We start from the raw sequence: 24,382 nt of genomic DNA, 5'->3' as shown, positions 1-24,382 counted from the left end.
TGACGGGATAGGAGCAGAGTTGGTTCGGTTCGAAAATGTCGGGCTGCGATACGGTATGGGGCCGGAGGTGCTGAAAGACATCAATTTCAGCATCGCGCCGCGTTCGTTCCAATATCTGACCGGGCCTTCGGGAGCCGGCAAGACCACGCTGATCCGGCTGATCCTGATGGCGCTGAAGCCGACGCGCGGCCTCGTGCACCTCTTCGGCCAGGACGTCTCGCGGCTCGAGGCGACGACGCTGACCGATTTCCGGCGCAAGATGGGCGTCGTCTTCCAGGATTTCCGCCTGCTCGACCATCTCACCGTCTACGAGAACGTCGCCCTGCCGCTGCGCGTGCTCGGCAAGGAAGAGGCCGGCTATCGCGCCGAGGTCGTCGAATTGCTGCGCTGGGTCGGGCTCGGCGAGCGCATGCATGCGGTGCCCTCGGTTCTGTCCGGTGGCGAGAAGCAGCGCGCGGCGATCGCCAGGGCGCTGATCTCGCGGCCGCAGCTGCTGCTTGCCGACGAGCCGACCGGCAATGTGGATCCGGGGCTGGGCCGGCGCCTGCTGCGCCTGTTCATGGAGTTGCAGACGCTCGGCACCGCGGTGGTGATCGCGACCCATGACCTGGCGCTGATGGAGCTCTATGACGCACCGCGCCTGGTGCTTGCCGACGGGCATCTTCATGTCGACGCCTGACCGGGGCGCCGAGCCGGCCGAGCATGAGGAGGGCGAGGAGTTCGCCCGGCCGCGATCGCGGTTGCCGGATAATCTGCGGCGCGATCAGCCGCTGGTCCCGGTCGACACGGTCGCCGGGCGTGCCCTGGTGGTGGTGATCGCGATCCTCACCTTCCTGGCCGCGCTCAGTGCCGGTGGCGCCTTGATGGCGGCGCGGGCTTCGGAGCAATGGCGCGGCGCGGTCGCCAACGAGATGACGATCCAGGTCAGGCCCGATCCGCGCCGCAATATCGAGGCCGATCTCGCCCGGGCCGTCGAGCTCGCCCGCGCGGTTCCGAGCGTCGCCGAGGTACGGGCGATGCCGCGGGACGAATCGGACAGGCTGCTCGAGCCATGGCTCGGCGCGGGGCTCGATCTGATCGAGCTGCCGGTGCCGCGCCTGATCGTGCTGCGCCTCAATGCCAGCGTGGCGAACGACCTCGTCGCCTTCAGCCAGACATTGCGGCGCGAGGTGCCGAGCGCGACGCTGGACGATCATCGGCTCTGGGTGCGCCGGCTTTCGACCATGGCGAACACGATCATCGTCGCGGGGGTCGGTGTGGTGATGCTGGTGCTGGTGGCGGCGGCGCTCGCCGTCGCCTTCGCCACGCGCGGTGCGATGGCTGGCAGTCGCGACAGCGTCGAGGTGCTGCATCTGGTCGGCGCCGATGACGAGTTCATCGCCCGAGAGTTCCAGAACCGGTTCATCACGCTAGGGTTGCGGGGCGGCGGCGCCGGTGGATTCGCGGCCGTCATCGTCATCGCGCTGCTCGGCTGGCTGGCTTCGGCCTGGAGCGCGACCCCCGAGGCAGATCAGTTGCAGGCTATGTTCGGCGCCTTCGAGATCGGCTGGTCGGGCTATGGCGTCGTCATTCTGGTTGCGGCAATCGTTGCCGCCATTGCCGGTCTCGTCTCTCGCGTGACGGTTCGGCATTATCTGCGGGCGATGTCGTGATGTATTGCAAGGGGGGGCCTGCGATCATGCCGCTATTGCGCCCGAATGGGCGAGTATCTTGCAGTGGTCATGGCGATGATCGCAGCGAGGCCAGCTCATCCTACGCGTGCTGAGGGCGATGTGGCCGATGCGCGCGCCATCGTGACGAAGGCGTCGTTCCGCCGCAGGTTGGGACGTGCGCTGCTTTGGCTCGCCTTGCTGGGAACTCTGGCGCTTGTCGCCGGCTATGTGCATTTCGCGATGCGCCTGGCCCAGAGCGAGGCCAGGGCGCCTCGAACCGACGCGATCGTCGTGGTGACCGGCGGTGCCCAGCGCGTCGGCGACGCGATCGGCCTGCTGCATGCGGATCGTGGTACGCGATTGCTGATCAGCGGCGTCAATGAGCGGACCGGGCGAGAGGAGCTGGCGAAGCTCAACCCACGGGCGCGCGAGGTGCTGACCTGCTGCGTCGATCTCGACTATCGCGCCCGCAACACCATCGGCAACGCCATCGAGACCCGGCGCTGGATCCGCCAGCACGGCTTCCGCTCGCTGCTGCTGGTGACCTCCAATTACCACATGCCGCGCACCATGCTGGAATTCAATCACGCCATGCCCGGCGTGCGGATCGTGCCCTATCCGGTGGTCACCGACCAGGTCGACGTCACGGCCTGGTGGAAGGACTGGCACACGATCAGGCTGCTGGTGCCTGAATATGCCAAATACCTGGTGGCCTTCCTGCGCAGCCTGGTCGAGGACGATCCCGAAACCTCGCGGCTTTCGGTGATCATCGGCGGACGAAAGCCGGTTTCGCCCAAGCCGGGCGACCAGATGGGACCGGAGCAGGACAAGCGTTCGCGCTCCGCAGGGCAGGTGCCGGGCGCCTGAGGCCGCGGTGCTCTTGACGGGCGCGCGCCGGCGAGGTTCTTGCCCCGCATGCTCGTGCTCCGCTCGCTCCTCTTCAATATCGCCTTCTACCTCAACCTCGCCTTCTGGCTGGTCTGCGCCATGGTGACCATGGTGCTGCCGAAGCGCTTCCTGCTCGGCGTCGCCCTGAATTGGGCGAGCAGCTCGCTCTGGCTGATGCGGGTGATCGTCGGCACGCGCTGCGAGATCAGCGGTATCGAGAACATTCCGCCCGGCGGCATCATCATGGCGGCGAAGCACCAGTCGGCCTGGGAGACCTTCGCGCTGATCACGGTGTTCCGGAACCCCGTCTACATCCTGAAGCGCGAGCTGACCTGGCTCCCCTTCTTCGGCTGGGCGCTGCTGAAGATGAAGATGATCCCGGTCGATCGCAGCGCCGGCAGCCGCGCGCTGCAGATGGCGACGCGCCGGGCCAAGGTCGAGCTCGGGCAGAACGGGCGGCAATTGCTGATCTTCCCGGAGGGGACGCGTCGCCCCGTCGGAGCCCCGCCCGCCTACAAGTTCGGGGTTTCCCATCTTTATGGCGAGCTCGGCGTACCCTGCGTGCCGGTCGCGCTCAATGCCGGCCTGTTCTGGCCGCGGCGCTCCTTTCTGCGCCGCCCGGGGACGATCCGCGTCGAGATCCTGCCGGCGATCCAGCCCGGCATGGACAAGAAGGCCTTCCACATGCTGCTGCAGGAGCAGATCGAGAGCGCCACCGACCGTCTGGTCAGCGAGGGCCGGGCCGAACTCGCCCGCCTCGGCGTGCCGGCTCCTGTCAGTCCGCGGCAGGAAGCGACGCGCAATGGCTGATTGAACTTGACAGCAGCGTCACTATGTTCTGATTTTGTTCTGGAACAAAGGAGGAACCGATGGCTGCTCTGGCTCTTCTGGCCGGCCCTTGCGAGGATAGCCCGGTGCGGACCGCGCGTGAGGCGCCGCTGCGCGGTGCGGCGCAACTGGCCGAACGGCGCTTCACGGCCTGGCGGGGCCGCTCGGGGCGGCGCTATGTCGCCTCGGTCTTTGCCGTGCAGGACGGGCATGCGCTGAATTTCACCGATGCCGTGCTGCTCGCCGTCTCGCCGGAGCGGACGATCGTCGCGGCGCGCGACAGCGGAGCCTTCGGCATCGATGCGGCGCTGACCCGTTGGCGCGACGCGGCCGCCATGGCCGGTGCCTGCGAAATCCATGTGCATTTGCTGGCAGAGGACGGCGCGAGCCGGCGCGCCGCGCTCGCCGATCTGATGCCCGAGGCCTGAAGGCTCAGGTCGAGGCAGGACCCGCGCTCTTGTCGAGTTCGGCGACGAGGTGGGTCAGCAGCGGGTCGTGGATGCCCATCTCATGCAGGTGCTCCTGGGTGCGCCGGACATAGTCCGGATTCTCGCCTGAGACGCCCTTGCCCTGCCGTACGAAGCCGAGCACCGCCGCTTCCGGCAAGCGGCCGGCATACTGGCCGTGGGCCCGGTCGGCGATATAGGTGAGCGCATTCAGGCGCCGCCCGTCGTCGAGGCGGATGGCGAGCCGCCTTTCGAGATAGACCGCGGTCGCCTGCTCGCGGGCTCGCAGATAATCGATGGTTTCCGCGGCCTGGTCGACCGGCACGCGAAAGGCGACGCCGCGGCAGATGCCGCCGCGATCCAGCCCCAGCACCAGGCCGGGTGTCTCGGGCGTGCCGCGATGCACATGCGAATAGATGCAGAGCGAGCGATGGAAGCCGTGCAGGCGTGCTCCGGCCCGCTCGACGAAATCAAAGCCCGGTCGCCAGATCAGCGAGCCATAGCCGAAGACCCAGAGATCCTCCGGCGTTTCCGCTTCGGTCATCCGTACCCTCACAATTTGGCCCGCTTGCCTCGGCAGACAGGACGCCACGATCCGCAAGCGGATCGGCGCTGGCCTCTTGCCGCCCCGGTCGCTATCAATCCGCCGGAATCCTTGCAAGGGAGCGACCGCGCATGCCTGCCGACATCACCGCGCGACGGAACAGCCGTTTCTGGCTCTATGCTCCCTTCGTCCTGCTCGCCATCCTCGCCGCGGGCTGGTCGGGGCTCTGGGTGATGGCGCGTGGCAAGGTCGAGCAGCATCTCGACGCGGGAATCGCGCGCGAGGCGGCTGCCGGTCGCAACTGGACCTGCCGCGATCGCAGCATCGGCGGCTACCCGTTCCGGATCGAGCTGCGCTGCGCCGGCGTGACGCTGGTCTCCTCGCGCTGGGGCGACGAGGTTAAGGTCGAGACCGGCCCCGCCGTCGCCGTAGCCCAGGCGACCGCGCCGGGGCATCTGATCCTGCAAGCCACCGGGCCGCTGACCGCGACTCTCCCGGCCAGGCAGAACGCCGATCTCAACTGGAGCGCGCTCGAGGCCAGCCTGCGCCTGACCACGACCGGTTTCGAGCGCATTTCGCTCGTCGTGCACGACCCGGTCGCGACGCTGCGCACTCCGGACGAGAGCGGCGGCCTGCGTAGCGAAACGCTGCGCTCGGCGCTGTTCGAGGCGCATCTGCGGCCGAACCAGCAGAATTATGCCAGTCAGCAGGCGGTCGATGTCGCGCTGAGCACGAAGGGAGCGGTCTTGCCGGTGCTCGATGCCCTGCTCGGCGATGCCGCACCGAGCGATCTCGACGTGCAGGCGACCGTCTTGCAATCCTACGCTTTTCGGCGCGGCTTCAATCCCGATGCGCTGGAAAGCTGGCGCACGGCCAATGGCGGGATCGAGATCACGCGGCTTAGCCTGCTCAAAGGCACGGCCCGGTTCGAGGCTTCCGGCCGGCTCGGGCTCGACGAGGCGCATCGGCCGGCCGGGCAGGTCGATGCCGCGGTCGCCGGGATCGAGCGCGTCGCCGGCATCAGGGTCGGGGGGCTGACCGCGGGGCTCGGCGCGCTGCTGGGCGGGCGGGCCAATGCGGCGCAAAGCAATGCGGCGGCAGGGCTCACGCCGCTGCCGCCGGTCGTCCTGCGCGAGGGCAGGGTCTTTCTCGGGCCGGTGCGGCTGCCCCTGCAACCGCTGCGGCCGCTCTACTGAGCGCCGATCGCGGCGCGCGGCGCCTCGATCCGCACCAGCGCCTTCTTGACCGCCTCCTGCACCTTCTCGAAGGCACGGACCTCGATCTGACGGACGCGCTCGCGCGAGACGCCGAACTCCTCCGAGAGCTGCTCGAGGGTGATCGGGTCCTCGGCGAGGCGGCGCGCCTCGAAGATGCGGCGCTCGCGCGGGTTGAGGACGTTCAAGGCCTCGCGCAGCGCCGAATGGCGATTGTCGCTTTCCTCGGATTCGGCGAGCCGGTTCTCCTGGCTCTCGCTGTCGTCGACCAGCCAGTCCTGCCATTCACCCTCGCCATCCTCGCGCAGCGGCGTGTTGAGCGAGGCGTCGCCGCCGAGGCGACGATTCATGTCGACGACGTCCTGTTCGCCGACGCCGAGCTTGGTGGCGATGCTCTTGACCTGGTCGGGCCGCAGATCGCCGTCGCCGAGCGCCGAGATCTTGCTCTTGGCCTTGCGCAGGTTGAAGAACAGCTTCTTCTGGTTGGCGGTGGTACCCATCTTCACCAGCGACCAGGAACGCAGGATATATTCCTGGATCGAGGCCTTGATCCACCACATCGCATAGGTCGCGAGCCGGAAGCCCTTGTCGGGCTCGAAGCGCTTGACCGCCTGCATCAGGCCGACATTGCCCTCGGACACGACCTCGCCGATCGGCAGCCCGTAGCCGCGATAGCCCATGGCGATCTTGGCGACGAGGCGCAGATGCGAGGTGACGAGCTTGTGCGCCGCGTCGCGGTCGCCATGCTCGCGCCAGCGCTTGGCCAGCATGAATTCCTCGTTCGGTTCCAGCATCGGGAACCGACGGATCTCTTCCAGATAGCGTGAAAGTCCGCCCTCGGCGGACATGACGGGCAGCGACGCAATCGCCATGCTCGTACTCCTCTCCAGGCTCCCGCACAGCGGCGAGCCGACCACCCGATGATCCATCGGGCAGGATTGTGCGGCGCGCTGCCTCGACGAAGACCGTCGTCAATTCGCGGGTAGCGCTCCCAGCGGCGCCCCTTCAGCCATCCGCTTCGCAGTGCAGTATATTCAATGCGAGAGTGACCGAAAGTGGGCGGCGCAGCAAAAAACCGTCACAGGATCGCGAGTTCTCTTTGCAAACGTGCAAAGTCGTCCGGTGGTTCCGACTCGAAATGCAGCTCCTCGCGGGTGACCGGATGCGCAAAACCGAGCAGGCGCGCATGCAGAGCCTGGCGGCCGAGAGCGGTGAGCGCGGCGCGTGCGCCTTCCGGCAGGCGGCTGGCCTTGGTCATGAAGCCCGAGCCATAGAGCTGGTCGCCGAGCAGGGGGTGGCCGATATGGCTCATATGGACGCGGATCTGGTGGGTGCGGCCGGTCTCGAGCTGGCATTCGACCAGGCTCGCCAGTGCTTCGACCTCCTCATGGCCGCGCAGCAAGGGCGGATAGCGCTCGATCAATTCGATATGGGTGATGGCCTCGCGGCCCCGGCCTTCGCCGACCACCATCATCTTCTCGCGATTGCGGTTGGAGCGTTCGATCGGTGCGTCGATCGTGCCGCTATGGCGGCGCGGCGCTCCCCAGACCAGGGCCAGGTAGGCCCGTTCGAGCGGCCCCGTGCGGCCGTGATCGGCGAATTGCTTGGCCAGCCCCTGATGCGCCTTGTCGTGCTTAGCGACGACGAGCAGGCCGCTGGTGTCCTTGTCGAGGCGGTGGACGATGCCGGGTCGGCGCACGCCGCCAATGCCGGAGAGGCTCGCGCCGCAATGGGCGATCAGCGCATTGACCAGCGTGCCGTCCTCATGGCCGCCGGCGGGGTGGACGACGAGGCCGGCGGGCTTGTCGATGACGATCAGGTGCTCGTCCTCGAAGACGACGTCGAGCGGGATCGCCTGGCCGACCGGCGCGGCGGGCTTGGCCTCGGGCATCACCAGAGTGAGCTTCTGTCCCTCGGCGACCTTGCGGCTGGGGTCGGCGATCACGGCGCCGTCGATGCTGACGCCGCCCTCCTTGATCACCTGCTGCAGCCGGGCACGGGAAATCTCGCCGGCGAGCAGCGCCAGCGCTTTGTCGAGGCGCAGGCCGGCATGCTCGGCGGCAATGACGAGTTCAGTCGGGACATCAGTGGGGTTGGGCGCGTTCATGTCCCGTCTATAGGCGCAAGGGAAGAAAATCGCACCCAAAGATCACAGATCATGTGCGGGCCTTAATCGGCAGCTCGGGCCGCGCGAGGCGCGAGTCGGCCCCCTCCCGTCAGGAGGTGGCCGGCTCGTCATGGCGCTCTGGCCGAGGAAGGACGCCGAATTGCGTCAGCCGAAGAGGCGGAAGCGGCCCTTCGGTTCTTCCGGCTTTGCCTGTTCCGGTCCCGGATCGTCGGGAGCGTGGGCGACCGGGAAGACCACCGGCGATGGCCGGGCCTGTCCGGCTGGCTTGGCGGGGCTCGGAGCCGCCTCGGCGGGCGCGGTAGCCGCCGGTTCGGGCTTCGGCTTGGCAACGGGTTCGGGCTTGGCTTCCGGCGTAGATTCGGCTCGGGTCTCCACAGCGGCAGGCGTCGGGGTGGGTGTGACCGTCTCGGCCACGGTGGCGGCCGGAACGGCCTCGACGATCGCGGCGGCGGGCTCCGGCGTCGCGGTTTCGACACGTCCTTCGAGGAGCGGCGCGGACTCGTCGAGATCGGCGAGCACGTCGTCGAGATCGGCGGCGGGGCGGCCGAGCGTCACCGGCGGCATCGTCCAGACGAAGGCATCGAGGCGGCCGGAGATCGGCGAAACCGGCAGCCAATGGTCGGAGACCAGTCCATCGGCGACCCAGGCCGCGTCGCGCGGGGCACGGGTGGCACGAGCGAGCCATTCGCGGACGCGCCCGGCGGCGCCGTGCTCGGCCTCTTCGAGCTCGGCCATCAGCAGGCAGACCCGGACCGAGGCGCCACCGGCGAGCAGCGGCTTCAGCGCCGCGCGCGCCTTCCCGAAGTCCTGGGCGTGGATCGCCGCGCCGGCGAGCGCCAGCACGCCCTCCGGGTCGGAGGGACGCAGCCGGGTCAGCGTCTCGGCGCGGGCGAGGCGATCGCGGGCGCTGTCGCCGGGGCGGACATCGAGATAGGCGGCGGCGATATCGGGGTGGGAAGCTTCCTTCCAGGCGGCTTCGAGCAGCCTCGCCGCCTTCTTGACGTCGCCGCGCTCGGAGAGCATGCGCCCGGCCAGGGCCGCCGCCGGGGTCAGCCCCGGGGCGAGCTTGGCGGCTTCGAGTGCGGCGGCGAGCGCCTTCTCGGGTTCGCGGCCCTTGGCTTCGAGCGCCTCGGCGGCGAGCAGAACGGCGCGCTGGCGCTTGGCCTCGGCCTTGTCGGCGAGGCGCAGCGCGGCTCGGCGCTCGACGGCGGTGCGCGCCGCCTGCCAGTCGCCGGCGCTGGTGTGGAAATCGAGCAGGGCATCATTGGCCCAGGCGAGCGAGGGCGAGCGGCGCACCGCCTCGTCGGCGAAGGCGCGGGCCGCAGCCATGTCGCCGCGGCGGCGCGCCTCGACGAACAGGCCGCGCAGGCCGAGCACCCGGGTCTCGGGCTTGTCGAGCATCGCCTTGAAGGCGGCCTCGGCGCGGCCGCGATCGCCGGTGAGCTGGGCGGTCTGGGCCTCGAGCAGCAGGGTCAGCGGCTCCTCGGCCGCGAATTTGCGGGCGTCATGGGCGTGGCGGCCGGCGGCGATGGGATCGCCGGCGCCGATCGCGACCATGCCGCGGGATACCGCCTCGAAGCCGCGCGCCCGGCGGCGCGACCGTGAGGCGAAGCTGAAGGCCGAGGGCAGGCCGAGCACGAAGCGCAGCACCGCCCAGACGACCAAGGCCAGGAAGGCGAGCAAGATGACGCCGATCGCGGCGATCGCGACGCTGGTCTCGATCCGGTAGCCCTGCCAGAGCACCGAGACCTCGCCCGGGCGGTCGGCGAGCCAGACGGCGCCGGCTGCCAGCGCGGCGATGACGAGGAGATAGGTCAGTACGCGAACCATGGAGCCTTCCTCAGCCTGCCGAACCCAGGGCGGCGACCGCATTGCGCGCGATCGCGGCGATGGCGGCCTCGGCTGCCGCACGTTGCTTGAGCGCCGTCCCGAACGCCTCGCTGGGGCGGCGGGCCGGCTCCGGCAGCTGCGCCCAGAGCGCCGCCGCAGTGGCGATGTCGTTCTGCACCAGAGCGTTCTCCAGCCGGATCGGCAGCGTCGCCGGATCGTTCGCGCCGGTGTCGCCGACCGGGCGGATGGTGACGATCCGGCTGGCGAGCCCGAGCAGCTTGTCCTCCCAGCTGCTGGCCGGCGGGGCGCTCTCGCGGGCAAACAATGCGCGGTGGCTGCGGAACTGGGCGAGCAGGGCGTCGCCGGTCGAGGCGCCCTTGGCGGCGACCGTATCGAGTGCGGTCAGCTCGGCGGCCGGGATGCCGCCTGCTGCGAGCGCGGCGACGTCCTGCTGGAATGGCCGGCCGACGGCGATCGCGTCGCGCACGCGCTCGGCGAGGACGATGCGGGTGGCGGCGAGTGCCTGCCGGCTCGGCACCAGAGCGTTCTTGGCGGTGGTCTCGACAGCGGCGAGGCGTTGCCCGGTCTCGCCGAGGCGGCGCTCGAGTTCGGTTGCGGCAGTGCGGGCGGCGGCGGCGTTGCTGTCGGCCTGGCTGAGCTTTTCGGTGACCTGGGCCAGGGCGGCGGCGTCGCCCGCCGCGACCGCGGGGGCGGCCTTGGCGAGCTCGGCGAGGCGGCTCGCATTGCTCTGCGCCACGGCGTCGGCCTTGGCCGCGCTGTCGGCGGCGGCGCTGGCCTTGCGCTCGATCGCCTCGAGTGCGGCGCGGCTGGGCAAGGCGGCGCTCTGGGCCTGCAGCGCCTCGATCCGACGGTTCAACTCGGCGAGGCGGGCGGCGTCGTCGGGGCCGGCGAGCTTGAGGCCGAGCAGCACCAGCCCGGCGCCGACCGCGCCGCCGATCAGTCCGGCGAGAGCAAGCGCCGGCAGGCCGGGGCGGCGCTCAGGCAGGGGAGGCGGGGGCGGCTCGAACTCGCGGGGGAGGGCCTCGCTGGGCAATACGGCCTCGGCGGCGCGCTCGGTTTCGGCGGCGGGGCTCGCGGCGGACTCCGGCTCAGGCGTCGCGGCTTCGGGGGAGACCTCGGCGGTCGGTTCGCCCTGCGGCTGCAATTCGATGGTCGGCGGGGTGCGGCCCGAGCGGCTGCGACGCTTTGCGGCCGGGCTCTGTTCGCTGCTCGGCTCGCTCATGGCATCCTTTTCCGTCTCGGCAGCCGGTTCGGCCGCCGCCGTTTCCTCTCTAGCACCGCCATCGAGCAGAATGCGAGCCGGCAGTTGGTCGAGTGCGGCGAGCAGAGCGGCCTCCTCGGCATGCTCGGCGACCAGCACGGTGCCGGCGCCGGCGCCGATCAGCGGTGCGGCGATCTCGGCCGAAAGCGCGACCTGAGGCAAGGCGAGCGCCTGCTCGGTCAGGCCGGCAGCGCCGGCCAGCGAAAGGAAAGTCTGGGCGCTGCGCGGAGAATAATGCAGGGCGGCATCGACCTCGCGGCGGCGCAGGGCCTCGACGGCGGCCTCGGGCAGGCTCTCGACCGCCCTGGCCTCATAGGCCGTCCAGATCGCGACCTCATGGCCGGCGGCGCGCAATTGCTCCGGCAGATCGTCATGGCGGTCCTGCCCGGCGACGAAGAGCAGCTTCTTCGGCGCCGGCAATTGGCTGGAGATCAAAGCGAGGAGATCGGCGCGGTTGCCCTTGGCGTTGCGGGTCGCGAAGCCGAGTTCCCCGGCCGCATCGGCGGTGCGGCTGCCGACACAGAATGCAGGAAGCGCCTTGCGCCAGGCCTTCGGCAACTGCTCCAGCGCCGGAACGGCGTTGGCGCTGGTCAGCACGATCGCGTCGAACGGGCCTTTCGGTGCCGGCTCCGCGCCTGGGACGATGCTGAAGAGCGGCGCCAGGACCGGCTCCTGGCCGCGCTCGCGCAGCACCTTGGCGGTGCGCTCGGCATCGGGCTGCGGTCTCAACACCAGAACGCGCATGTCGTCTCCTCGTTTCGGCCGGTCGTAGAGGCTCAGGCCGGATCGTAGATGCCGGCCGGGGCGCGGGCGCGCAATTCGCGCCCGAGATCGGCTCCCAGTTGCGCGGCTTCCGTGACGGAACCATGGCGCTCACCCTCGGCGCATTGCGAGCCGTCGGGCGAGAGCAGCTGGGCGCGCAGATGCACGCGTTCGCCGTCGACGACGGCATGGCCGGCGATCGGCATGCGGCAGGAGCCGTCGACCTCGGCCAGGAAGGCGCGCTCGGCCGTGACCGCGATCCCGGTTTCACGGCAGATCACCGGGGCGAGTGCCGCGATCGCGGCGGCGTCGTCCTCGCGGATCACGATGCCGATCGCGCCCTGGCCGACCGCCGGTAGCGATTCCGCGATGGACAGGATGCCGCTCGCCTTGTCCTCGAGGCCGAGCCGGCGCAGCCCGGCGAGCGCCAGCAGCGTCGCGTCGATCTCGCCGCTGGCGACCTTCTCCATGCGCCGCGCGACATTGCCGCGCAGCAGAACGACCTTCAGATCGGGCCGGATTCGGCGCAGCATCGCCTGCCGGCGCAGCGAGGCCGAGCCGATCACGGCGCCCTGCGGCAGGTCGGCGAGGCGGGAGATGCCGCGTGAGATCAGCACGTCGCGCGCATCCTCGCGCGGCAGATAGCCGCCGACCACGAGGCCGGGCGGCAGCTCGGTCTGCAGGTCCTTGGAGGAGTGCACGGCGAAATCGATCATCCCGGCGAGCTGGGCGACATCGAGTTCCTTGGTGAACAATCCCTTGCCGCCGGCCGCGGCGAGCGAGCGATTCTGGATCGAATCGCCGGTGGTGACGATCGGGTCGAAGGGCAGGTCCTCGGCGGCCCAGCCATGGGCCTCCATCAGCCGGCCGGCGAATTCCCGGGCCTGCGCCATGGCGAGCGGGCTGGCGCGCGTACCGATGACGAAGCGGCCGGGCAGGCGCTGCTGCCGCGGGGGGGTGGGCTGTTCGCTCATTCGGCGCAAATTCTCCGTTTCCCGGCGCAACGTCCCGCGCGCCATTGGCCTTCTCTTTCTGCAGCACTATACGAAGGAAATCCCCGCGCGAAACCGCGCACCTGTCAGCCACCCCGCTGCCGGGACCTTAAACCAGCGAGCTTTCCGACCGACCGGCCATGCGAGTTCTGGGCATAGAGACCACCTGCGACGAGACCGCCGCCGCGATCGTCGGCGTCGAGCGCGGCGGCGCGGCCAAGATTTTGTCCAACGAGATCCTGAGCCAGATCGCGGCGCATGCCGCCTATGGCGGGGTCGTTCCGGAGATCGCGGCACGCGCCCATGTCGAGGCAATCGACCGGATCGTCGCGCGCGCCTTCGAAAATGCCGGGCTCAAGGCCTCGGAGATCGACGCGGTCGCGGCGGCGGCCGGGCCGGGATTGGTCGGCGGCGTGATGGTCGGCCTGACCAGCGCCAAGGCGATCGCTCTGGTGACCGGCAAGCCCTTCATCGCGGTCAACCATCTCGAGGGCCATGCCCTGACCGCGCGGCTGACCGACGATGTCGCCTTCCCCTATCTGCTGCTGCTGGTTTCCGGCGGGCACACGCAATTGCTCGCCGTGCGCGGCGTCGGCGACTACCTTCGGCTGGGCACGACCATCGACGACGCGGTCGGCGAAGCCTTCGACAAGATCGCCAAGATGCTGGGCCTGCCCTATCCCGGCGGCCCCTCGGTCGAGCGCGAGGCACTCAAGGGCGATTCCGAGCGTTTCGAGTTCCCGCGGCCGATGACCGGGCGACCCAAGCCGGATTTCTCGCTGTCGGGCCTGAAGACGGCGGTGCGGCTGCTGGCGGAGCGGATCGCGCCGCTTTCCGATCGCGATGTCGCCGATCTCTGCGCCTCCTTCCAGGCCGCGGTTGTCGATGTTCTGGTCGACCGGACCCGGGCCGGGCTGCGCGCCTGCCGCGAGGCCGGGATCAGCCCGTCGACGCTCGTCGTCGCCGGCGGCGTCGCCGCCAACCAGACGATCCGTTCCGGGCTGATGCGGCTTGCCACCGAGGCCGGGCTGCCGATGGTCGCGCCGCCGCTGGCGCTCTGCGGCGATAATGGCGCGATGATCGCCTGGGCCGGGCTGGAGCGGCTGCGGCTCGGCATGATCGACGATATGAGCGCGGTCGCCCGGCCGCGCTGGCCGCTCGACGAGCTCAAGGCCGCCGTGTGATGGCAGCGGATCGGTTCGCCACGATCGGCGTCGTCGGTGGCGGCGCCTTCGGCGCGGCGCTTGCCTTGGCGGCGGCACGGGCCGGACGGCGCGTGATCCTTTGGGCCCGCGACGGCGAGGCGGTCGCGGCGATGCGCGCACGCCGCGAAGTGCCGCGCCTGCCGGGCGCGATCCTGCCGGAGGCCGTCGAGCCGGCCGCCGAGCTGACGGCGCTGGCCGCGGCGCAGGCGCTGATCCTGGCGGTGCCGACCCAGTCGCTGCGGCCGGTCTGCACGAGCCTCGCGCAAGCCTTGCCTTCCGGGTTGCCGGCGATCTCGGCCGCCAAGGGCATCGAGCAGAAGAGCGGCCTGTTCACCACGCAGATCATCGCCGAGCTCTGGCCGGGCGCGGTGCCGGCGATCCTGTCGGGCCCGAGCTTCGCCGTCGACATCGCCCGCGGCCTGCCGACGGCGCTGACCCTGGCGGCGAGCGAGCCCGTGCTGGCGCAGAAGCTCGCCGAGGTGCTGAGTTCGTCTTCGCTGCGCATCTATCACAGCAACGACCCGCGCGGCGTCGAGATCGGCGGCGCCGCCAAGAACGTGCTCGCCATCGCTGCGGGCATCGCGATCGGGCTCGGTTATGGCGAGAGCGCCCGGGCGGCGCTGGTGGCGCGCGGCTTTTCCGAGCTGCGCCGTTTCGGCGAGGCCTTCGGGGCGCAGTCGGAGACGCTGATGGGGCTTTCGGGCCTGGGCGACGTCGTGCTCTCCTGTGCCTCGGCACAATCGCGCAATTTTGCCTATGGGCTGGCGCTGGGGCAGGGCAGCACGCCGGCCGAGGCAGCCGGCGGCAAGCTCGCCGAAGGCGCCTTCACGGCGGCGATCCTGGCGGAGATGGCGCGGGCGCGAGGAATCGAGACGCCGATCGCGGAAGCGGTCGCGGCGATCATCGCCGGAAAGATCGGGGTCCGCGAGGCGGTCGCCGGGCTGCTGGCGCGGCCGATCCGTTCCGAAAACTGAAACGGCTGGAACCGGGCGGGGAGCGAATAATGGCCAATGACTGGTCCGACCTGACGAAACGCGTGGCCCGCGGCATCGCCGAGGTACGCAAGACCACCGGCGCGGAGCTGGTGGCCGAGAGCCAGCCCGTGCCTCTGGCCGGGCGGATCGCCGGGCGGGTGATCGAACTGCGCCGCCGCCGCCGCGAGGACACGCATCGCTTCGTGCTGATCCTGCCCTTCGGCGAGGGCGAGACCAGGATCGAGCTCAGCCCGCAGGACTACGCCGCGCTGACCCGCGAGATGGTGCGGTTCTGGAACGAGCAGGGCGAGGCCGCCTCGCGGCCGCCGGCGCCTTTGAAGGAAGAAGAGGACGACGCCTGATGGCTCACTGGCTGATCAAATCGGAACCCTCGGTCTGGTCCTGGGAGGACCAGGTCAAGGCCGGGGCCGAGGGCACGCGCTGGGACGGGGTGAAGAACCACACCGCCAAGCTCAACCTGATGGCGATGAAGAAGGGCGAGCAGGTCTTCTTCTACCATTCCAATGAAGGGCTCGCGGTGGTCGGCATCGTCGAGGTCATCAAGGAGCACTATCCCTGGAGCGAAGCGGGCCCGCCCTGGGTGCTGGTCGATTTCAAGGCGGTGAAGCCCTTGCCCAAGCCGGTGACGCTCGCCGCGGTGAAGGCCGAGCCGAGCCTCGCCAAGATGTCGCTGGTCACCTCCTTCCGCCTGTCGGTGCAGCCCGTGACCGACGAGGAATGGGCGATCGTCTGCAGGATGGGCGGGCTCTGAGACCGTTTCCGCGTGCGTCCACCGGGAGGCCGGCAGGGCACGCGACGGCGTATCCGGAGCGACCCGGGCGCAGCGGCGGAGCTCGCTCCCCCGCCGAAAGTCGCAGCAACGAAAGTGCGAGCCGCCGGCGCTTGTCGCCGATGGCTTGCGTCTTATGATGTGATGAACTTGAACGAAGCCGCGTCGGATCGCGACGACGGCGCCATGCCGCCCAGAGCCGCCTCCGGCTCACGCCGACGGCCGAAGTCTGGGGAGATGTCTGATATGACCGAGATGATCTACGATGTGCCGGCGACCTGGGCCAAGAAGGCCTATCTGAACGACGCCAAGTACAAGAAGATGTACGCGGCCTCGATCAAGGATCCCGACAAGTTCTGGGGCGAGCAGGGCAAGCGCATCGACTGGTTCAAGCCCTATACCAAGGTCCGCAACGTCAGCTACAAGCCGGGCAAGGTCTCGATCAAATGGTATGAGGACGGCACCACCAACGTCGCCTATAACTGCATCGACCGGCATCTGCCGACGCGGGCGAAGCAGACCGCGATCATCTGGGAGGGCGACGACCCCTCGGAGTCGAAGAAGATCAGCTACGGGCAGCTCTACACCGAGGTCTGCAAGTTCGCGAACGTGCTGAAGGCCCAAGGCGTCAAGAAGGGCGACCGCGTCACCATCTATCTGCCGATGATCCCGGAGGCGGCCTATGCGATGCTGGCCTGCGCGCGCATCGGGGCGATGCATTCGGTGGTGTTCGGCGGCTTCTCGCCGGACTCGCTCGCCAGCCGGATCGAGGACTCCGATTCGAAGATCGTGATCACCGCCGATGAGGGTCTGCGCGGCGGCCGCACCGTTCCGCTGAAGAAGAATGTCGATGCCGCCGACCCCAAGGTGAAGGGCGGCATCGCGACGGTCATCGTCGTCAAGCGTACCGGTGGCAACGTCACCATGCAGGATGGCCGCGACGTCTGGTATCATGACGAGGCGGCGAAGGTCTCCGGCCATTGCCCGCCGGTCGAGGTCAAGGCGGAGGATCCGCTCTTCCTGCTCTACACGTCCGGCTCGACCGGCAAGCCGAAGGGGGTGCTGCACACCACCGGCGGCTACCTCGTCTATACCGCGATGACGCATCAATACGTCTTCGACTACCACGACGGCGACATCTACTGGTGCACCGCCGATGTCGGCTGGGTCACCGGCCACAGCTACATTCTCTACGGGCCGCTCGCCAATGGCGCGACGACGCTGATGTTCGAGGGCATCCCGACCTATCCGACCATCTCCCGCTTCTGGGAGGTGATCGACAAGCACAAGGTCAACACCTTCTACACCGCACCGACCGCGATCCGTTCGCTGATGGGCGCCGGCGAGGAGGCCGTGACCAAGACCAAGCGCAAGTCGCTGCGCCTGCTCGGCTCGGTCGGCGAGCCGATCAATCCGGAAGCCTGGGAATGGTATCACCGCGTCGTCGGCGAGCGCCGTTGCCCGATCGTCGACACCTGGTGGCAGACCGAGACCGGCGGCATCCTGATCTCGCCGCTGCCCGGCGCGACCCGGCTGAAGCCCGGCTCGGCGACCCGGCCCTTCTTCGGCGTCAAGCCCGAGATCGTCGACGCCGAGGGCAAGGTCCTCGAGGGGGCGGCCGAGGGCAACCTCGTCATCTCCGAGAGCTGGCCGGGCCAGATGCGCACGGTCTATGGCGACCATAAGCGCTTCGAGGAAACCTATTTCGCGACCTATCCGAACAGGTACTTCACCGGCGATGGCTGCCGGCGCGATGCTGACGGCTATTACTGGATCACTGGGCGCGTCGACGACGTGATCAACGTCTCCGGCCACCGCATGGGCACGGCCGAAGTCGAGTCGGCGCTGGTCGCGCATCCCAAGGTCTCGGAGGCCGCGGTGGTCGGCTATCCTCACGACATCAAGGGGCAGGGCATCTACGCCTATGTCACGCTGATGGCGGGCGAGGAGCCTACGGCGGACCTGAAGAAGGAGCTGGTCACCTATGTCCGCAACGAGATCGGCCCGATCGCGTCGCCGGACCTGATCCAGTTCTCGCCGGGCCTGCCCAAGACCCGCTCCGGCAAGATCATGCGCCGCATCCTGCGTAAGATCGCCGAGGACGAGTTCGGGGCGCTGGGCGATACCTCGACGCTGGCCGATCCGGCCGTGGTCGAAGACCTGATCGCCAACCGCCAGAACAAGCGCAAGGCGGGCTGAGTCCCGAAAACGACACGGAAAATGGCCGGATCCGATCCGGCCATTTTCTTTTAATTCCTCATGACGCGATCGCCGGCGGCGGCCGAGGTCGCTGCGGGGCGCCTCAGGCTTACTTTGCGGCAGGCTTGCGGCGCGGCGCCTTGATCTTGCGCCCATAGAGCTCCAGCCGGTGGCGCACGATCTCATAGCCGAGCTCGGCGGCGATCTTGGCCTGCAGCGCCTCGATCTCGGGCGAGGAGAACTCCACCACCGTTCCGGTCTCGACATCGATCAGGTGGTCGTGATGCTCCTGGTCGGCGTGCTCATAGCGCGAGACGCCGTCCTCGAAGGCGTGGCGCTCGATCGCGCCTTGCGTCTCCAAAAGCTTCATCGTCCGGTAGACCGTCGACAGCGAGAGTGTCGGATCATGCGCGAAGGCGCGGGTGAAGATGCCCTTGGCGTCCGGATGGTCGTCGGCTTCGGCGAGCACGCGCAGGATCAGCCGGCGCTGCTGCGTCATGCGCAGCCCCGCCTGGCGGAGCTGGCCCTCGAAAGCCTCCACGCGCTGGTCGATTCCCTTCATGGCAGAGAGGTAGCAACGCTGAGAGGCATTTGCAAAAGCAGTTATCGCAAATCGTTCGCAACTGCGTTGACAGATGCAAGTGGTTTGCAATAGCGTTCGGCCATGCGCCATCGAACGCTGGAGAAAGCATGTCCCCGCGCCGCCGTTTCCTGAGCCTGCTCGCTGCTGCCCCGCTGGCGCTGGGCCTCGCCTTCGATCCTCTGACCGCGCTGGCGCAGGCCGTGTCCGGCAAGCCGTTGCGTGTCGTCACCACTTTCACGGTGATCCAGGACATCGCCCAGAACGTCGCCGGCACGGCGGCGATCGTCGAGTCGATCACCAAGCCCGGCGCCGAGATCCACGACTACCAGCCGACGCCGCTCGACGTGGTCAAGGCGCAGTCGGCCGATCTCGTGCTCTGGAACGGGATGAATCTCGAGCGCTGGTTCGAGCGCTTCTTCGACAATGTGAAGAACGTGAAGAGCGCGGTGGTGACCGAGGGCATCGTGCCGATGGGCATCAAGGAGGGGCCCTATGAGGGCAAGCCCAACCCGCATGCCTGGATGTCGACGGCAAGCGCGCTGATCTATGTCGAGAATATCCGCAAGGCGCTGAGCGAGGCCGATCCGGCCAATGCCGAGACCTATGCCAGGAACGCCGCCGCCTATGCCGCGCAGATCCAGGCGATGGACGCGCCGCTGCGCGCAAGGCTCGACAAGGTGCCGGAGGACAAGCGCTGGCTCGTCTCCAGCGAGGGCGCCTTCAGCTATCTCACGCGCGACTATGGCTGGCGCGAAGCCTATCTCTGGCCGATCAATGCCGATGAGCAGGGCACGCCGCAGCAGGTGCGCCGGCTGATCGACCTCGTCCGCAAGAACAAGCTCCCGGCTGTGTTCAGCGAGAGCACGATCTCGGACCGCGCCGCCAAGCAGGTGGCGCGCGAGACCGGGGCGAAATATGGCGGCGTGCTCTATGTCGACTCGCTCTCCGATGCGCGCGGCGCCGTGCCGACCTATCTGAAGCTGCTGGAAGTCACCGTCGACACCATCGCCAAGGGGTTCGGTCAGTGAACCTGCATCGCCCGATAGCGCCGCGGCTCGCGGCGGAAGGCGCGCCCTCGATCACGGTGGAGGGCGTCACCGTGAGCTATGCCAACGGCGTCACCGCCGTGAACGACGCCTCCTTCGGGCTCGGGCCGGGCACGATCTGCGCGCTGGTCGGCATCAACGGCTCCGGCAAGTCGACGATCTTCAAGACGCTGATGGGCTTCCTGAAGCCGGCTGCCGGCCTTGTGCGGATCGCCGGACTCGAGGTGCAGCGGGCGCTGAAGCGTGGCCTTGTCGCCTATGTACCCCAGGCTGAGGAGGTCGACTGGACCTTTCCGGTTCTGGTCGAGGACGTCGTGATGATGGGGCGCTATGGCCATATGGGCTTCCTGCGCCTGCCGCGAAAGGCCGATCGCGAGGCGGTGGAGCAGGCGCTGGCCCGGGTCAACATGCTCGATTTCCGCCGCCGCCAGATCGGCGAGCTCTCGGGCGGGCAGCGCAAGCGCGTCTTCCTGGCGCGCGCTTTGGCGCAGGGCGGGCAGGTGATCCTGCTCGACGAGCCCTTCACCGGCGTCGACGTCAAGACCGAGGACCAGATCGTCTCGCTGATGCGCGAGCTCAGGGCCGAAGGGCGGCTGATGCTGGTCTCGACCCATAATCTCGGCTCGATCCCGGAATTCTGCGACCAGGTCGTGATCATCAACAAGACCGTGCTGGCGGCGGGGCCGACCGAGACCACCTTCACCCAGGAGAACCTGCAGCGGGCCTTCGGCGGCGCGCTCCGGCATTTCCGGCTCGAGGGCACGGCCCTGCACGACGATGCCGATGCCCGGCGGATCACCGTGCTCACCGACGATGAGAGGCCGCTCGTGCTCTATGGCGAGCGCGACCATGAGAAGCTGGCGAGCGGCAGCACGGACGACAAGCCATGATCGAATTCCTGCTCGAGCCCTTCGGCTACCAGTACATGGTCAAGGCGATCTGGGTCTCGGCCCTGGTCGGCGGGGTCTGCGCCTTCCTCTCCTGCTATCTGATGCTGAAGGGCTGGTCGCTGATGGGCGACGCGCTGGCGCATGCGATCGTCCCCGGCGTTGCGCTCGCCTATCTGCTGAAGGTGCCCTATGCCGCCGGCGCCTTCTTTTCCGGGCTGCTCGCGGCGCTCGCCATGGCGCTGGTCAGGGTGCGCACGCAACTGCGCGAGGACGCGGTGATCGGCATCGTCTTCACCAGCTTCTTCGCCATCGGCCTGCTGATCGTCTCGATCAACCCGACCTCGGTCAATGTCCAGTCGATCGTGCTCGGCAACATCCTCGGCATTTCCGACGAGGACGTGATCCAGGTCGCGATCATCACGCTAGTCTCGCTCGCGATCCTGCTGGCGCGCTGGAAGGACCTGATGCTGGTCTTCTTCGACGAGAACCATGCCCGCAGCGTCGGGCTGAACCCGCTCAGGCTGAAGATCCTGTTCTTCGTCCTGCTCAGTGCCTGCACGGTCGCTGCGCTGCAGACGGTCGGTGCCTGCCTCGTCATCGCCATGGTGGTGACGCCGGGGGCCACCGCCTATCTCATGACCGATCGTTTCGGCCGGCTGATCGCGATCGCGGTGACGATGGGCGTCGTCACCTCGGCGGTCGGCGCCTATGTCAGCTACTTCCTCGACGGCTCGACCGGCGGGCTTATCGTCGTCTTCCAGACCCTGCTCTTCCTCGCTGCCTTCGTCTTCGCGCCAAAGCATGGAAGGCTGGCGGCGCGGCGGGCGGCGAGTGCGAGGGCTTCCGCATGAGCCTCGTCCAGACCTGGCTGCTCTCCCCCTTCGCGCACGAGTTTATGCAGCGCGGCCTGATCGTCGCGGTGATGGTCGGCCTGGTCTGCGCCGTGCTCTCCTGCTTCCTCGTGCTCAAGGGCTGGTCGCTGATGGGCGATGCGGTCTCGCATGCGGTGCTGCCCGGCATCGTGCTCGCCCATGTCGCCAGCCTGCCGCTGGCGCTCGGCGCCTTCGCCGCCGGGCTCGGCTGCGCCTTCGGCATCGGCTATCTCAAGGAGAACAGCCGGGTGAAGGAGGACACGGTGATGGGCATCGTCTTCTCCGGCATGTTCGCGCTCGGCCTCGTGCTCTTCGTCAAGGTCGATAGCGACCAGCACCTGATGCACATCCTCTTCGGCAACATGCTCGGTGTGACCTGGGCCGACATCGCCGAAACCGCGCTGATCGCGCTGCCGGTCACTGCGATCATGCTGCTGAAGCGGCGCGACTTCCTGCTGCACGCCTTCGATCCCGGTCATGCGCGCGCCATCGGTCTGCCGGTCAGGGCGCTGCATTTCGGCCTGCTCGCCTTGCTGGCTTTGACCATCGTCGCGGCGCTGAAGGCGGTCGGCATCATCCTGGTCGTCGCCATGCTGGTGGCGCCGGGCGCGATCGGTTACCTGACGAGCCGCCGTTTCGACCTGATGCTGCTGGTCGCGATCGCCTCGGCGACCTTGTCGAGCGTCGCCGGCACGATCCTCTCCTTCCATCTCGATGCCGCGACCGGCCCCTGCATCGTGGTGGTCCAGGGCGGGTTCTTCGCCCTGGCGCTCGCCGCCAATCTCTGGCGGGCGAGCCGGCGCCGGGCCTCGAGCGCCGTCGCGGGAGACTTCACGAAAGCGTGATCGCCAGGAATAATGGCTCGGCTGGGGCGTTTGGCATCGGCCGGCATCTCCGTGTCGGCCTTCGAGGAGCGCGTGGATCATGGCCGAAACCGATCTCGACCGCCGCCGCCTGCTGCGCGGCAGCCTGTTCGGGCTACCCTTGCTCGCCGTCTTTGCGACGGTGATCGGTAGCGCCCCGGCGCGGGCGGACGATGATGACGACGACGATGATGATGACCGCCGTCGCCGTCGGCGCCGCTACTGGCGGGAGCGTGAACGTGAGCGCCAGTATTGGCGGCAGCGTGAACGCGAGCGCTATTATCGCCGTCGCCGCGATTACGACGACTACGACGATTGAGCACCGTCGCGCGCCCGGCCCCGCTGGCCGGCCGTGCGATCAGGCGATCACGCCCGCTCCCTGCAAGAGCGCGAGGCGTTCCGCGTCGAGCCCGAGCTCGGCGGTGAGCACCTCCCGCGTGTCCTGGCCGAGATCGGGCGGCAGACGTCCCACCGGGGCGCGCGCGCCGTCGAGCCGGTAGGGCGGCGCGAGCACGGTGCCGGCGCTGCCGTCCGGCCGCTGGCTCTCGACCACCATGCCGGCCTCCTGCGCGCGGGCCGAACGCAAGGCTTCGTGCAGCCCGAGCACCTCGCCGCAGGGGATGGCTTGCGCGCTCATCCGCGCCAGCAGTTCGGCGCGGGGCCGGGCGCGCAGTTCGGCCTCGATCACCGTGATCAGGGCGGCGCGATGCACGGTGCGCTGCAGATTGGTGCGGAAGCGCTCATCCTCGAGCAGATCGAGCCGCTCGATCACTTGACGGCAGAAACGCTCGAACTGGGCATTGTTGCCGACGGTGACGACGAGGGCGCCATCGGCCGCCTCGAACACGCCATAGGGCACGATCGAGGGATGGGCATTGCCATAGCGCGGCGGATCCTGGCCGAGCGCCAGAGCCTCCAGCGCATAATAGGCGCCGATGGTCATGCCGGAATCGAACAGAGCGAGCTCGACATGGCGGCCCTTGCCGGTGCGGCCGCGCTGGACGAGCGCGGCTAGCACGGCCTGCGCCGCATATTGCCCGGTGAAGAGGTCGACGGCGGCGACGCCGAATTTCAGCGGCGGCTGGGTCGGCTCGCCATTCAGCGCCATCAGCCCGGCTTCGCCCTGGATCACGAGGTCATAGCCCGGCCGGGTCGCCTCCGGCCCATCCGAGTCATAGCCGGCGATCGAGCAGTAGATCAGTCCGGGGTTTTCGGCGCTGAGCGCGGCATAGCCGAGGCCGAGCCTGTCGGCGCCGCCGGTCTTGAAGTTCTGGATTACCACGTCCGCCTTCGCCGCCAGCGCACGCACGATGGCGAGGCCCTCGGGCTGGGCGAGATCGACGCCGACCGAGCGCTTGTTGCGGTTGACGCTGTTGAAATAGCAGGTGTTGCGGCCGCCGACGCGGATGCCCCAGTCGCGGGTGTCGTCGCCGCGCAGCGGATGCTCGATCTTGATGACCTCGGCGCCGAGATCGCCGAGCACCTGGCCGCACCAGGGGCCGGCAAGGATGCGCGAGAGATCGAGCACACGGATGCCGGCAAGCGGCAGGTCGAGTTCGCTCATGAGCCCATCACGCCTTCCAGGCCGGCGGCGAAGGCGATCAGGCGCGGGCGCACCTCATCGAGCAGGAAGCCCTCGTCGAGGATGACGGTCGGCGCGCCGCAATTGATCGACATCGGCGGCAGGCCGCCGCCGGGGCGGAAGCCAACCGCGATCGAGCTCACTGTCGGCTGCCATTCGCCGAAGGAGCGTACGCAGCCGGTCTCGCGGTATTCGGCCAACGCCCGCTCGACGCCTTCGCGCAGGCGCGGCCAGGCGGTCTCGTCGACCGAGCGCACATCTTCGAGGATCGCCTCGCGCTCGGCCTCGTCGCAGATAGCGAGATAGGCCCGGCCCATGGCGCTGCGGCAGAGCGAGAGCCGCGAGCCGACATCGATGTTGAGCGCGATCGCCGCCTCGCCGCGGCAGCATTCGACATAGCGCATGCCGAGCCGGTCGCGGACGCCGAGGCCGACCGAGGCGTTGGAGAAGGCGGCGAGCTCGCGCATGCCGGGCCGGGCGATGCGACGCACGTCGAGCCCGGCGAGGGCGGTGGCACCGAGCGCGATCGTCGCGGTGCCGAGCCGGTAGCTGCCGCTTTCCGGCATGGCCTGGAGATAGCCGAGCCGGGTCAGCGTATGGGTCAGGCGCGAGACCGTCGAGCGCGCGAGGCCGCAGCGCCGGGCGATCTCGGAATTGGCGAGCGCCTCCTCGCCGCGCCGGAAGCAGGAAAGCAGTTCGAGCCCACGCGCCAGCGCCGTGATGAAATGCCGCTCCTCGCCCGCCTCGCTCGCAGCCGTGCGCGCCGGCCGCCCGGGCCTTGCGCGCTGCTGAGGAGCGGCCGCGGGCATCGC

The 24,382-nt window shown here is 69.0% G+C and carries 25 protein-coding genes; 16 read left to right on the top strand and 9 right to left on the bottom strand.

Going from position 1 to position 24,382, the window contains the following annotated elements; all coding sequences use genetic code 11:
- Window positions 1-19: 19 nt before the first annotated feature.
- The 5 genes from ftsE to J0J10_RS06295 all read left to right on the top strand — a co-directional run bounded on the left by ftsE (window position 20) and on the right by J0J10_RS06295 (window position 3,796).
- Window positions 20-679, top strand: coding sequence for a cell division ATP-binding protein FtsE (gene ftsE, locus J0J10_RS06315; RefSeq protein ID WP_291637698.1), 660 nt, complete (start codon window positions 20-22; stop codon window positions 677-679).
- Window positions 666-1,652 (top strand): cell division protein FtsX, encoded by a 987-nt coding sequence (locus J0J10_RS06310; protein ID WP_291645748.1) that lies wholly within the window; start codon window positions 666-668, stop codon window positions 1,650-1,652. Before ftsE ends, J0J10_RS06310 begins: the two co-directional genes overlap by 14 nt.
- Before the next feature lie 120 nt (window positions 1,653-1,772).
- Entirely contained in the window at window positions 1,773-2,519 is a 747-nt protein-coding gene (locus J0J10_RS06305; protein ID WP_291637703.1) for a YdcF family protein, read from the top strand.
- A 48-nt stretch (window positions 2,520-2,567) separates the two neighbouring features.
- Window positions 2,568-3,350 carry a lysophospholipid acyltransferase family protein gene (locus J0J10_RS06300; protein WP_291637705.1) on the top strand — a complete coding sequence of 261 codons (783 nt, stop codon included), beginning with the start codon at window positions 2,568-2,570 and terminating at the stop codon, window positions 3,348-3,350.
- 59 nt (window positions 3,351-3,409) lie between these two features.
- Window positions 3,410-3,796, top strand: coding sequence for a hypothetical protein (locus J0J10_RS06295; protein ID WP_291645747.1), 387 nt, complete (start codon window positions 3,410-3,412; stop codon window positions 3,794-3,796).
- Window positions 3,797-3,800: 4 nt separating this feature from the next.
- Here J0J10_RS06295 and J0J10_RS06290 read toward each other — a convergent pair whose 3' ends face one another.
- On the bottom strand, window positions 3,801-4,358 hold the full coding sequence (locus J0J10_RS06290; protein ID WP_291645746.1) for a gamma-glutamylcyclotransferase: 558 nt from the start codon (window positions 4,356-4,358) through the stop codon (window positions 3,801-3,803).
- A gap of 131 nt (window positions 4,359-4,489) precedes the next feature.
- Between J0J10_RS06290 and J0J10_RS06285 the strand changes: the two genes are divergently transcribed.
- Entirely contained in the window at window positions 4,490-5,554 is a 1,065-nt protein-coding gene (locus tag J0J10_RS06285; protein WP_291645745.1) for a DUF2125 domain-containing protein, read from the top strand.
- Here the strand turns inward: J0J10_RS06285 and rpoH are convergent.
- The 5 genes from rpoH to hemC form a co-directional block, all read right to left on the bottom strand.
- Entirely contained in the window at window positions 5,548-6,444 is an 897-nt protein-coding gene (rpoH, locus tag J0J10_RS06280; RefSeq protein WP_291642136.1) for an RNA polymerase sigma factor RpoH, read from the bottom strand. The two genes, J0J10_RS06285 and rpoH, sit on opposite strands and share 7 nt — an antisense overlap.
- A gap of 206 nt (window positions 6,445-6,650) precedes the next feature.
- Window positions 6,651-7,679: an RluA family pseudouridine synthase gene (locus J0J10_RS06275; RefSeq protein ID WP_291645744.1), complete on the bottom strand. Its 1,029-nt coding sequence runs from the start codon at window positions 7,677-7,679 to the stop codon at window positions 6,651-6,653.
- 165 nt (window positions 7,680-7,844) lie between these two features.
- Window positions 7,845-9,530 carry a heme biosynthesis protein HemY gene (locus tag J0J10_RS06270; RefSeq protein ID WP_291645743.1) on the bottom strand — a complete coding sequence of 562 codons (1,686 nt, stop codon included), beginning with the start codon at window positions 9,528-9,530 and terminating at the stop codon, window positions 7,845-7,847.
- Between the two features lie 10 nt (window positions 9,531-9,540).
- Window positions 9,541-11,556, bottom strand: a complete 2,016-nt coding sequence (locus tag J0J10_RS06265; RefSeq protein ID WP_291645742.1) for a uroporphyrinogen-III synthase — start codon at window positions 11,554-11,556, stop codon at window positions 9,541-9,543.
- Window positions 11,557-11,588: 32 nt separating this feature from the next.
- Window positions 11,589-12,548 (bottom strand): hydroxymethylbilane synthase, encoded by a 960-nt coding sequence (gene hemC, locus J0J10_RS06260; RefSeq protein WP_291645741.1) that lies wholly within the window; start codon window positions 12,546-12,548, stop codon window positions 11,589-11,591.
- A gap of 158 nt (window positions 12,549-12,706) precedes the next feature.
- On the opposite strand from hemC, the gene tsaD reads away from it, so the two are divergent.
- The 5 genes from tsaD to acs all read left to right on the top strand — a co-directional run bounded on the left by tsaD (window position 12,707) and on the right by acs (window position 17,734).
- Window positions 12,707-13,750 (top strand): tRNA (adenosine(37)-N6)-threonylcarbamoyltransferase complex transferase subunit TsaD, encoded by a 1,044-nt coding sequence (tsaD, locus tag J0J10_RS06255; protein WP_291645740.1) that lies wholly within the window; start codon window positions 12,707-12,709, stop codon window positions 13,748-13,750.
- Window positions 13,750-14,745: an NAD(P)H-dependent glycerol-3-phosphate dehydrogenase gene (locus tag J0J10_RS06250; RefSeq protein ID WP_291645739.1), complete on the top strand. Its 996-nt coding sequence runs from the start codon at window positions 13,750-13,752 to the stop codon at window positions 14,743-14,745. Before tsaD ends, J0J10_RS06250 begins: the two co-directional genes overlap by 1 nt.
- A gap of 29 nt (window positions 14,746-14,774) precedes the next feature.
- The gene (locus tag J0J10_RS06245) at window positions 14,775-15,107 is read left to right on the top strand and encodes a hypothetical protein (RefSeq protein ID WP_291642124.1); all 333 of its coding nucleotides are present in this window, start codon (window positions 14,775-14,777) and stop codon (window positions 15,105-15,107) included.
- Window positions 15,107-15,517, top strand: coding sequence for an EVE domain-containing protein (locus J0J10_RS06240; protein ID WP_291645738.1), 411 nt, complete (start codon window positions 15,107-15,109; stop codon window positions 15,515-15,517). Before J0J10_RS06245 ends, J0J10_RS06240 begins: the two co-directional genes overlap by 1 nt.
- Before the next feature lie 264 nt (window positions 15,518-15,781).
- Window positions 15,782-17,734 (top strand): acetate--CoA ligase, encoded by a 1,953-nt coding sequence (gene acs / locus J0J10_RS06235; RefSeq protein WP_291642120.1) that lies wholly within the window; start codon window positions 15,782-15,784, stop codon window positions 17,732-17,734.
- Window positions 17,735-17,843: 109 nt separating this feature from the next.
- On the opposite strand, the gene J0J10_RS06230 is transcribed toward acs, so the two are convergent.
- Entirely contained in the window at window positions 17,844-18,296 is a 453-nt protein-coding gene (locus tag J0J10_RS06230) for a Fur family transcriptional regulator (protein ID WP_291642118.1), read from the bottom strand.
- Between the two features lie 128 nt (window positions 18,297-18,424).
- Here J0J10_RS06230 and J0J10_RS06225 point away from each other — a divergent pair, with 128 nt between their 5' ends.
- The 5 genes from J0J10_RS06225 to J0J10_RS06205 all read left to right on the top strand — a co-directional run bounded on the left by J0J10_RS06225 (window position 18,425) and on the right by J0J10_RS06205 (window position 22,307).
- Window positions 18,425-19,345: a metal ABC transporter substrate-binding protein gene (locus J0J10_RS06225; RefSeq protein WP_291645737.1), complete on the top strand. Its 921-nt coding sequence runs from the start codon at window positions 18,425-18,427 to the stop codon at window positions 19,343-19,345.
- Window positions 19,342-20,253, top strand: a complete 912-nt coding sequence (locus J0J10_RS06220) for a manganese/iron ABC transporter ATP-binding protein (RefSeq protein ID WP_465247162.1) — start codon at window positions 19,342-19,344, stop codon at window positions 20,251-20,253. Before J0J10_RS06225 ends, J0J10_RS06220 begins: the two co-directional genes overlap by 4 nt.
- Window positions 20,250-21,104, top strand: a complete 855-nt coding sequence (locus J0J10_RS06215; protein WP_291642114.1) for a metal ABC transporter permease — start codon at window positions 20,250-20,252, stop codon at window positions 21,102-21,104. The genes J0J10_RS06220 and J0J10_RS06215 overlap by 4 nt, the downstream gene beginning before the upstream one ends.
- Window positions 21,101-21,970 carry a metal ABC transporter permease gene (locus J0J10_RS06210; protein WP_291645736.1) on the top strand — a complete coding sequence of 290 codons (870 nt, stop codon included), beginning with the start codon at window positions 21,101-21,103 and terminating at the stop codon, window positions 21,968-21,970. The genes J0J10_RS06215 and J0J10_RS06210 overlap by 4 nt, the downstream gene beginning before the upstream one ends.
- 79 nt (window positions 21,971-22,049) lie before the next feature.
- The gene (locus tag J0J10_RS06205) at window positions 22,050-22,307 is read left to right on the top strand and encodes a hypothetical protein (RefSeq protein WP_291645735.1); all 258 of its coding nucleotides are present in this window, start codon (window positions 22,050-22,052) and stop codon (window positions 22,305-22,307) included.
- A gap of 39 nt (window positions 22,308-22,346) precedes the next feature.
- On the opposite strand, the gene J0J10_RS06200 is transcribed toward J0J10_RS06205, so the two are convergent.
- Together J0J10_RS06200 and J0J10_RS06195 are read right to left on the bottom strand one after the other, a co-directional pair.
- Complete coding sequence (locus J0J10_RS06200) at window positions 22,347-23,552, bottom strand: CaiB/BaiF CoA transferase family protein (protein WP_291645734.1); 1,206 nt, start codon at window positions 23,550-23,552, stop codon at window positions 22,347-22,349.
- On the bottom strand, window positions 23,549-24,379 hold the full coding sequence (locus tag J0J10_RS06195; protein ID WP_291645733.1) for an IclR family transcriptional regulator: 831 nt from the start codon (window positions 24,377-24,379) through the stop codon (window positions 23,549-23,551). The genes J0J10_RS06200 and J0J10_RS06195 overlap by 4 nt, the downstream gene beginning before the upstream one ends.
- Between the last annotated feature and the right edge of the window lie 3 nt (window positions 24,380-24,382).

It is taken from the genome of Allobosea sp., assembly GCF_017308075.1.
Classification (GTDB): Bacteria; Pseudomonadota; Alphaproteobacteria; order Rhizobiales; family Beijerinckiaceae; genus Allobosea.
This window is presented reverse-complemented; position numbering and strand designations above follow the sequence as displayed.

What these genes read in the sequence shown, in the direction of transcription:
- J0J10_RS06240 (WP_291645738.1), top strand. Translation starts at nt 15,107, where the DNA reads ATGGCTCACTGGCTGATCAAATCGGAACCCTCGGTCTGGTCCTGGGAG.
- J0J10_RS06205 (WP_291645735.1), top strand. Translation starts at nt 22,050, where the DNA reads ATGGCCGAAACCGATCTCGACCGCCGCCGCCTGCTGCGCGGCAGCCTG.
- hemC (WP_291645741.1), bottom strand. Translation starts at nt 12,548, where the DNA reads ATGAGCGAACAGCCCACCCCCCCGCGGCAGCAGCGCCTGCCCGGCCGC.
- J0J10_RS06245 (WP_291642124.1), top strand. Translation starts at nt 14,775, where the DNA reads ATGGCCAATGACTGGTCCGACCTGACGAAACGCGTGGCCCGCGGCATC.
- J0J10_RS06215 (WP_291642114.1), top strand. Translation starts at nt 20,250, where the DNA reads ATGATCGAATTCCTGCTCGAGCCCTTCGGCTACCAGTACATGGTCAAG.
- J0J10_RS06295 (WP_291645747.1), top strand. Translation starts at nt 3,410, where the DNA reads ATGGCTGCTCTGGCTCTTCTGGCCGGCCCTTGCGAGGATAGCCCGGTG.
- J0J10_RS06230 (WP_291642118.1), bottom strand. Translation starts at nt 18,296, where the DNA reads ATGAAGGGAATCGACCAGCGCGTGGAGGCTTTCGAGGGCCAGCTCCGC.
- J0J10_RS06275 (WP_291645744.1), bottom strand. Translation starts at nt 7,679, where the DNA reads ATGAACGCGCCCAACCCCACTGATGTCCCGACTGAACTCGTCATTGCC.
- tsaD (WP_291645740.1), top strand. Translation starts at nt 12,707, where the DNA reads ATGCGAGTTCTGGGCATAGAGACCACCTGCGACGAGACCGCCGCCGCG.
- J0J10_RS06210 (WP_291645736.1), top strand. Translation starts at nt 21,101, where the DNA reads ATGAGCCTCGTCCAGACCTGGCTGCTCTCCCCCTTCGCGCACGAGTTT.
- J0J10_RS06270 (WP_291645743.1), bottom strand. Translation starts at nt 9,530, where the DNA reads ATGGTTCGCGTACTGACCTATCTCCTCGTCATCGCCGCGCTGGCAGCC.
- J0J10_RS06195 (WP_291645733.1), bottom strand. Translation starts at nt 24,379, where the DNA reads ATGCCCGCGGCCGCTCCTCAGCAGCGCGCAAGGCCCGGGCGGCCGGCG.
- J0J10_RS06285 (WP_291645745.1), top strand. Translation starts at nt 4,490, where the DNA reads ATGCCTGCCGACATCACCGCGCGACGGAACAGCCGTTTCTGGCTCTAT.
- J0J10_RS06200 (WP_291645734.1), bottom strand. Translation starts at nt 23,552, where the DNA reads ATGAGCGAACTCGACCTGCCGCTTGCCGGCATCCGTGTGCTCGATCTC.
- J0J10_RS06250 (WP_291645739.1), top strand. Translation starts at nt 13,750, where the DNA reads ATGGCAGCGGATCGGTTCGCCACGATCGGCGTCGTCGGTGGCGGCGCC.
- acs (WP_291642120.1), top strand. Translation starts at nt 15,782, where the DNA reads ATGACCGAGATGATCTACGATGTGCCGGCGACCTGGGCCAAGAAGGCC.
- rpoH (WP_291642136.1), bottom strand. Translation starts at nt 6,444, where the DNA reads ATGGCGATTGCGTCGCTGCCCGTCATGTCCGCCGAGGGCGGACTTTCA.
- J0J10_RS06310 (WP_291645748.1), top strand. Translation starts at nt 666, where the DNA reads ATGTCGACGCCTGACCGGGGCGCCGAGCCGGCCGAGCATGAGGAGGGC.
- J0J10_RS06300 (WP_291637705.1), top strand. Translation starts at nt 2,568, where the DNA reads ATGCTCGTGCTCCGCTCGCTCCTCTTCAATATCGCCTTCTACCTCAAC.
- J0J10_RS06265 (WP_291645742.1), bottom strand. Translation starts at nt 11,556, where the DNA reads ATGCGCGTTCTGGTGTTGAGACCGCAGCCCGATGCCGAGCGCACCGCC.
- J0J10_RS06290 (WP_291645746.1), bottom strand. Translation starts at nt 4,358, where the DNA reads ATGACCGAAGCGGAAACGCCGGAGGATCTCTGGGTCTTCGGCTATGGC.
- J0J10_RS06225 (WP_291645737.1), top strand. Translation starts at nt 18,425, where the DNA reads ATGTCCCCGCGCCGCCGTTTCCTGAGCCTGCTCGCTGCTGCCCCGCTG.